This window comes from Bradyrhizobium sp. TM239, from assembly GCF_036247985.1.
Taxonomy (GTDB): Bacteria; Pseudomonadota; Alphaproteobacteria; order Rhizobiales; family Xanthobacteraceae; genus Bradyrhizobium; species Bradyrhizobium ottawaense.
Genome location: NZ_BTIR01000022.1, coordinates 224,059 through 230,869, shown reverse-complemented (window position 1 = coordinate 230,869; position 6,811 = coordinate 224,059). Strand labels below are relative to the sequence as shown.

The window sequence follows — 6,811 nt, the reverse complement described above, 5'->3', positions numbered from 1 at the left end:
TGCTTTAATGGTTGCTACGGGTCCTCGTCGAATTGTCAGATCCTCCGTCCCGCCTGCTCCCAATAGGGATCGCGCAGACGGCGCTTGAAGATCTTGCCGGAATCTTCGCGCGGCAGCCCACTGCGGATCTCGATGTGCTTGGGTACCTTGTAGTCGGCCAGATGCGCCTTCAGCGCGGCGCGAACACCTGCAGCATCCAGCGTGACGCCGGCTTGCGGCTCGACCACCGCCATCAGCGCCTCGCCGAACTCGGCATCGGGGATGCCGAACACGGCGCAATCATGCACGCCTGATACGGCGTGCAGCACGGACTCGATCTCGGCCGGATAGATGTTGACGCCGCCCGAGATCACCATGTCGCGCTTGCGGTCGCAGATGAAGACGTAGCCGTCCGCGTCGATATAGCCGACGTCGCCGGAGGTGATGAAGCCGTCGCGGTCGATCTCGGCGCGCTTCTCCGGCTTGTTGTGGTAGGTGAAATCGGCGAGATCGGCCATGCGCGAATAGATTTCGCCGATCTCTCCCACGCCGAGCACGCGGCCGTCTTCGCCCAGGAAGCGCAGCTCGGCGCCGGGCGAGATTTTACCGACGGTGCCGGGCTTCTTCAGCGCGTCCTCGGAGGTCGCGAAGGTGACGGCGCTGGACTCGGTCGAGCCGTAGAATTCGTAGATCACCGGCCCCCACCATTCGATCATGGCGCGCTTGACGTCGGCCGGGCACGGCGCGGCGGCGTGGATGACATGGCGCAAGGAAGAGACATCGTACTTCCTGCGCACCTCTTCCGGGAGCTTCATCAGGCGGATGAACATGGTCGGCACCATGAAGATGGTGTCGATTTGGTAGCTCTCGATCAGCTCGAGGAATTCCTCGGCCTCGAAACGCGGCATCAGCACCAGCGCGCCGCCGAGCTTGCCGGCGCGGATGCCGAACGAGTTCGGCGCGGAGTGATAGAGCGGGCCCGGCAGGATCGCGCGGGCGCCGGGCTTGAGCCCGTAGATCATCGCGCGCATGCGCTCGCCGGCCGCCTGCTGCTCCGGCGTCGGCGCGTTGCGCCGCACGCCCTTGGGATGGCCTGTCGTGCCCGAGGTGTAGATCATGTTCATCGGCTGCGGCACGACGGGGCCGTCATAGGGCTCGAATTGCGCGAGCCAGGCTTCGAAATCGACGGCGAAGTCCGGCGCCGTCAGATGGTCAGGATCGATCTTGTAGTTGGACAGGATCTCCGGCGGCGTCGGCATGCTGAGCACGGTGACGCCCTCAGGAATCGCATCGCGCAAGGCGTGCAGCATGTCGGCATGTCCGATCAGCACGGAGGTGCCGGTATCGTTCAGGATGTAGTTAATCTCCTCCGGCTTGAAGTGCCAGTTGATCGGCACGCCGTAGGCCCCGAGCCGCATCGCGGCGTAGGCGGCCTCCAGGAAGGCGATGTCGTTGCGCATCAGCATGCAGACGCAATCGCCTTGGCGGACGCCGATTTTGGCGAGGCCGCTTGCGATGCGGTCGGCGCGACCGGCGACCTCAATGTGGGTGCGGCGGCGTTCGCCGGAGACGATTCCGAGGAATTTTGACGTTTCGCTCATTGTTGTTTTCCGATCTTTCGTCGGGTTGAGAACGTAAGCACAGATCAGGCCGTCATTCCGGGGCGATGCGAAGCATCGAACCCGGAATCCATTTCACAGCAGAAGATGCGGCTCGATGGATTCCGGGCCTGCGCCTACGGCGCATCCCGGAATGACGGCGGAGAACTAATCCGCATATTTCGCCGCGCGCTTCTCCAGGTTGGAGCGCACCGCTTCGGTCTGGTTGGCGCTGCCGATCAGCTTCTGCTGCTCGACCGACTCCGCGAGCAGCGCCGGACCCGGATCGACCGAGAGATTGTTCAGCAGACGTTTTGCCGCGCGGATCGCATCGGGGCTCTTGCCGGCGATCTCGCGTGCGGTCTCCAGCGCGGCGGCGCGCGGGTCGTCGCAGATGCGCGTGGCGAGGCCGTAAGCCATCGCCTCCTGCGCGGAGAAGATGCGCCCCGTATAGGTGAGATCGCGCAAAATGTCGTCGCGCACGAGGCTCGCAAGGATCGGCGTGCCCGCCATGTCGGGCACGAGGCCCCATTTGATCTCCATGATCGACATCCGTGCGTCCGCCGAGAGGAAGCGCATGTCGGCGCCGAGCGAGAGCTGGAAGCCGCCGCCGAAGGCGACACCGTGCACGGCCGCGATCACGGGAACCGGAAGCTGGCGCCAGCCCCACACCGCCTGTTGCGGGAAGTTCGCCTGGCCGTGCGTGCGCTTGGTGAGATCGCGATTTTCGCCACCCGGAATTCCGTTGCCGCCCTTCTCCTTCATGGCGGCAAAACGCCCCATGTCGAGCCCGGCGCAGAAGGCGCGGCCTTCGCCGGAGAGCACGACGACGCGCACGCTCTTGTCCTTCGAAAGCCGGTCCGTTGCGGCGACAAGTGCCTCGAACATGGCCTGATCCAGCGCGTTCATCTTGTCCGCGCGCACCAGGCGCACGTCGGCGACGCCTTCCGAGATCGAGATCGAGACGCGCTCTTCCATGGATGAATTCTCCCCTAGTTCTTGCCTGTTCTTGTTCAGTGCCGCTTTACAGGACGCTGGCGGCCGGATTTAGTCAATCGACCAATTAACTGACAATCCGTACGGGAGAAACAGCCATGTTCAAGGAAAATCTTCTCGCTGGACGGCGCATTCTCGTGACCGGCGGCGGCACAGGTCTCGGCAAGGCGATGGCGGCGCGCTTCCTCCAGCTCGGCGCCGAGGTGCACATCTGCGGCCGGCGCAAGATCGTCTGCGACGAGACCGCGACCGAGCTGATGGATCTCTATGGCGGCCGCGTCACCAGCCACGGCGTCGACATCCGCAACGCGCTCGCGGTCGAGGAGATGGTGGAGACCATCTTCCGCGACGCGCCGCTGACCGACCTCATCAACAACGCCGCCGGCAATTTCATCTCGCGCAGCGAGGAGCTGTCGCCGCGCGGCTTCGATGCCGTCGCCAACATCGTCATGCACGGCACGTTCTACGTGACGCAGGCGATCGGCAAGCGCTGGATTGCCTTGAAGCAGCCCGGCAACGTGGTGTCGATCACCACGACGTGGGTGCGCAACGGCTCGCCTTACGTGGTGCCGTCGGCGATGAGCAAGTCGGCGATCCATGCCATGACGATGTCGCTCGCGGCCGAATGGGGCCGCTACGGCATCCGACTCAATACCATCGCGCCCGGCGAAATCCCGACCGAGGGCATGAGCAAGCGCATCAAGCCCGGCGACGAGGCCGGCGCGCGCACCAAGGCGATGAACCCGATGGGCCGCGTTGGCACCATGGAGGAACTGCAGAACGTCGCAGTGTTCCTGATCTCCGGCGGCTGCGACTGGATCAACGGCGAGACCATCGCCATGGACGGCGCGCAAGCGCTCGCCATGGGCGGCAATTTCTACCAGCTCCGCGACTGGAGCGACGACGACTGGAAAACCGCGCGCGAGAGCATCATGGCGCAGAACGAGAAGGACCGGGCGAAGCGGGGGTAGTACTCTCTCGTGCCCCGGACGCAGTGCAACGCGCCGCCTTCGGCGTGGTGCACTGCTGAGCCGGGGCCCAGATTTCCTGCACGCGGAGAGAATGGGTCCCGGCTCTGCGCAACAGCGCAAGAGGCGCTGCAGCGCGTCCGGGACACGAAACCATCTCTTCACTTCTCCCGTCTTGCCTCCGCCCGCGGATGTCGCCACACTCCCAGGCATAAAAACAAGACGCCACGGGAGAAACATGTCCACACAGCCATTGGCAACTCTTGCCGACATGGTGCGCGAGCGCGCCAGGAGCCGCGGCAACGCCATCGCCTACGAGTTCGAGGGCCGCCTCACCAGCTTTGTTGAATTCGACGCGAGGACCAACAAGGTCGCCAATGCGTTGATTGCGATGGGCGTCAGACACGGCGACCGCATCGCCTATCTCGGCAAGAACAGCGACCTCTATTTCGAGCTGCTGATGGGCGCGATGAAGGCCGGCGTCGTGACGGCGCCGGTGAACTGGCGGCTTGCCGGGCCCGAGGTCGCCTTCATCGTCGACGATTGCAAGGCCGCGGTGCTGTTCGTCGGGCCGGAGTTCGTCACGCAGGTCCGCCAGATCAGGGATCAGCTGCCGGGCGTGCGCACCATCGTCACCACCGAGGGCGGTGCGCCGGAATGGCAGGATTTTGCGGCGTGGCGGGATGCGCAGAGCGGCGACGATCCCGGGGTGCCGATCGATACGAAGGACATCGCGATCCAGCTCTACACCTCGGGCACCACGGGCAAGCCGAAGGGCGCGATGCTGAGCCACGCGAACTTCCTCAACCTCGTGCAATCGGGCAACGCCGAGGACAAGCCGGAATGGAACCGGTGGTCGACCGACGACGTCTCGCTGGTGGCGATGCCGATCTTCCACATCGGCGGCTCCGGCTGGGGCGTGATGGGGCTCTATCACGGCGCCCGCGGCGTGATCGCGCGCGAATTCGATCCGACCAAGGTTCTGGATTTCTTCGAGCAGTCGGGCATCACGAAGCTGTTCATGGTGCCGGCGGCGATGCAGTTCGTGGTGCGGCAGCCGCGCGCGAAGGCGGTCGATTTCTCCAGGCTGAAATACATGCTCTATGGCGCCTCCCCCATTCCCGCAGCGCTGCTGAAGGAATGCATCGAAGTCTTCAAATGCGGCTTCGTGCAGATGTACGGCATGACCGAGACCACGGGCACGATCGTCGCGCTGCCGCCGGAGGATCACGTCGAGGGGCTCGAGCGGATGCGCTCGGCCGGCAAGGCGCTGCCCGGCATCGAGCTCGCGATCCTCGATGTGGACGGCAAGCCGTTGCCGCCGCGGCAGGTCGGCGAGATCGCGACGCGCTCGGGCTCGAACATGGCCGGCTACTGGAATTTGCCGGAGGCGACCGCCGCGACGCTTCGGTTCGACGGTTGGCTGCGCACCGGCGATGCCGGCTATATGGACGAGGACGGCTATCTCTACATCCACGACCGCATCAAGGACATGATCATCTCCGGCGGCGAGAACATCTACCCCGCCGAGGTGGAGAGCGCGCTGTGCGATCATCCTGACGTCGCGGAGGCCGCTGTGATCGGTATCCCCGACGACAAATGGGGCGAGGCGGTGAAGGCCGTCGTCGTGATGAAGCCCGGCAAGGAGGCGAGCGCCACCGACATCATCAACTTCACCCGGACGCGCATTGCCGGCTTCAAGACGCCGAAGAGCGTGGAGTTTTTGCCGGCGCTGCCGAGGAATCCGAGCGGCAAGATTTTGCGGCGGCAATTGCGCGAGCCGTATTGGGCGGGGAAGGACCGGCGGGTGAATTAGGATGCAGTGCCGTAGGGTGGGTTAGCCGTAGGCGTAACCCACCTGTTTGCTGTCCACGCGGATGGAGGTTGGTGGGTTACGCCACGCAATTGCGCTTCGCGCAATCGCACGGCTAACCCACCCTACGGGAGCGGTGCAGGCCTCAATGCTTTCCCGGCCCCATATAGCCGAACAGGAATCCCGCGACCTTGCGCATCTGGATCTCCTCGCTGCCTTCGGTGATGCGATATCTCCGGTGGTGGCGGTAGATGTGCTCGAACGGCTTGTGGCGTGAATAGCCCATGCCGCCGTGGACCTGCATGGCGCGGTCGGCGGATTCGCAGCAGAGGCGGTTTGCCCAGTAGTTGCACATGGAGACGCGGTCCGAGAGCGTGCGCTCGATCTGCTCCTCGGTGAGCTGGTCCATCTCCCAGGCGGTCTTGCGGATCAGAAGGCGCAGCATCTCGGCCTGCGTCGCCAGCTCGACCAACGGAAACTGGATCGCCTGGTTCTCGGCCAGCGCCCGGCCGAACGGCTTGCGCTCGCGCGCGTATTTCACACTCTCGTTGATGCAATAGACCGCCGCGCCGAGCGAGCTTGCGGCTTGCCGGATGCGGTTCTGATGCACGAAGCACTGCGCCAGCGACAGGCCGCGGCCGACCTCGCCGAACAGGGCGTCCTCAGGCACGAACACGTCGGTGAAGCTGACGCGGGGATGATCGGTCGGCATGTTGAAGGTCCACATGTATTCCTCGACCTTGACGCCATGGCTCTTGGCCGGCACCAGGAAACAGGTGATACCGCGGGCATCGCCGTCATTACCGCTGGTGCGCGCGAACAGCGCGCAGTGCGTGGCAACATGCATGCCGGTGGTCCACATCTTCTCGCCGTTGATGATCCAGCCCTTGACGTTGTCGCGGGTCGCGGGCACCGCGCGCGTCTCCATGTGGGTGGCGTCCGAGCCGTGATGCGGCTCGGTCAGGCCGAAAGTGATGCGGTACTTGCCCTTGATCGAACCGTCGATCATCGCCTTCTGGTCGTCGCGGCCGTAGCGGTCGAGCATGGTAACGACGGGGAAGTTGCCGACGACGGAGTGCTCGTTCTGGAGGTCGTTGTGCAGGCCGAGGCCTTTTGCGGCGAAATGCTCGCGGATCACCGCCATCCAGAGATTCGAGCCGTCCTTGCCGCCATATTGCTTCGGTACGGGAAAGCGCAGATGTCCGGCGGCGTCCGCAAGATCCTTGGCCTTGCGCAACAGCGCCTCCCATTCGTGGCGCGGCAGGCCGCCATTCTCGAAATCGGTGCGCGCCCATTCGCGGCGATGATCGAAGAAGCGGATGTTGTCGTCAGCCTCCTCCAGCGGCTTGATCTCGCGTTCGATGAAACGATCGAGCTCCGCGAGATAGGCGACGAGATCGGCAGGCAATGAGAAGTCCACAGGTTCTCTCCCGGATTGATTTTATCGTTTTGCGTTA

Annotated in this window: 5 protein-coding genes; 2 read left to right on the top strand and 3 right to left on the bottom strand. The window is 64.4% G+C overall.

Translation table 11 applies throughout. The annotated features are described in order from the left end of the window. Positions 1–35 precede the first annotated feature (35 nt). Both AABA84_RS30785 and AABA84_RS30780 read right to left on the bottom strand, forming a co-directional pair. Positions 36–1,580, bottom strand: a complete 1,545-nt coding sequence (locus tag AABA84_RS30785; RefSeq protein WP_338313999.1) for an acyl-CoA synthetase — start codon at positions 1,578–1,580, stop codon at positions 36–38. 165 nt (positions 1,581–1,745) lie between these two features. After that, positions 1,746–2,555 (bottom strand): crotonase/enoyl-CoA hydratase family protein, encoded by an 810-nt coding sequence (locus tag AABA84_RS30780; RefSeq protein WP_212253815.1) that lies wholly within the window; start codon positions 2,553–2,555, stop codon positions 1,746–1,748. Between the two features lie 116 nt (positions 2,556–2,671). Here AABA84_RS30780 and AABA84_RS30775 point away from each other — a divergent pair, with 116 nt between their 5' ends. Both AABA84_RS30775 and AABA84_RS30770 read left to right on the top strand, forming a co-directional pair. After that, positions 2,672–3,544 carry an SDR family oxidoreductase gene (locus AABA84_RS30775; RefSeq protein ID WP_038971590.1) on the top strand — a complete coding sequence of 291 codons (873 nt, stop codon included), beginning with the start codon at positions 2,672–2,674 and terminating at the stop codon, positions 3,542–3,544. A gap of 235 nt (positions 3,545–3,779) precedes the next feature. Continuing rightward, the gene (locus tag AABA84_RS30770) at positions 3,780–5,357 is read left to right on the top strand and encodes a fatty acid--CoA ligase (RefSeq protein WP_338313998.1); all 1,578 of its coding nucleotides are present in this window, start codon (positions 3,780–3,782) and stop codon (positions 5,355–5,357) included. A gap of 142 nt (positions 5,358–5,499) precedes the next feature. Here AABA84_RS30770 and AABA84_RS30765 read toward each other — a convergent pair whose 3' ends face one another. Beyond that, positions 5,500–6,774, bottom strand: a complete 1,275-nt coding sequence (locus tag AABA84_RS30765; RefSeq protein WP_212253813.1) for an acyl-CoA dehydrogenase family protein — start codon at positions 6,772–6,774, stop codon at positions 5,500–5,502. Between the last annotated feature and the right edge of the window lie 37 nt (positions 6,775–6,811).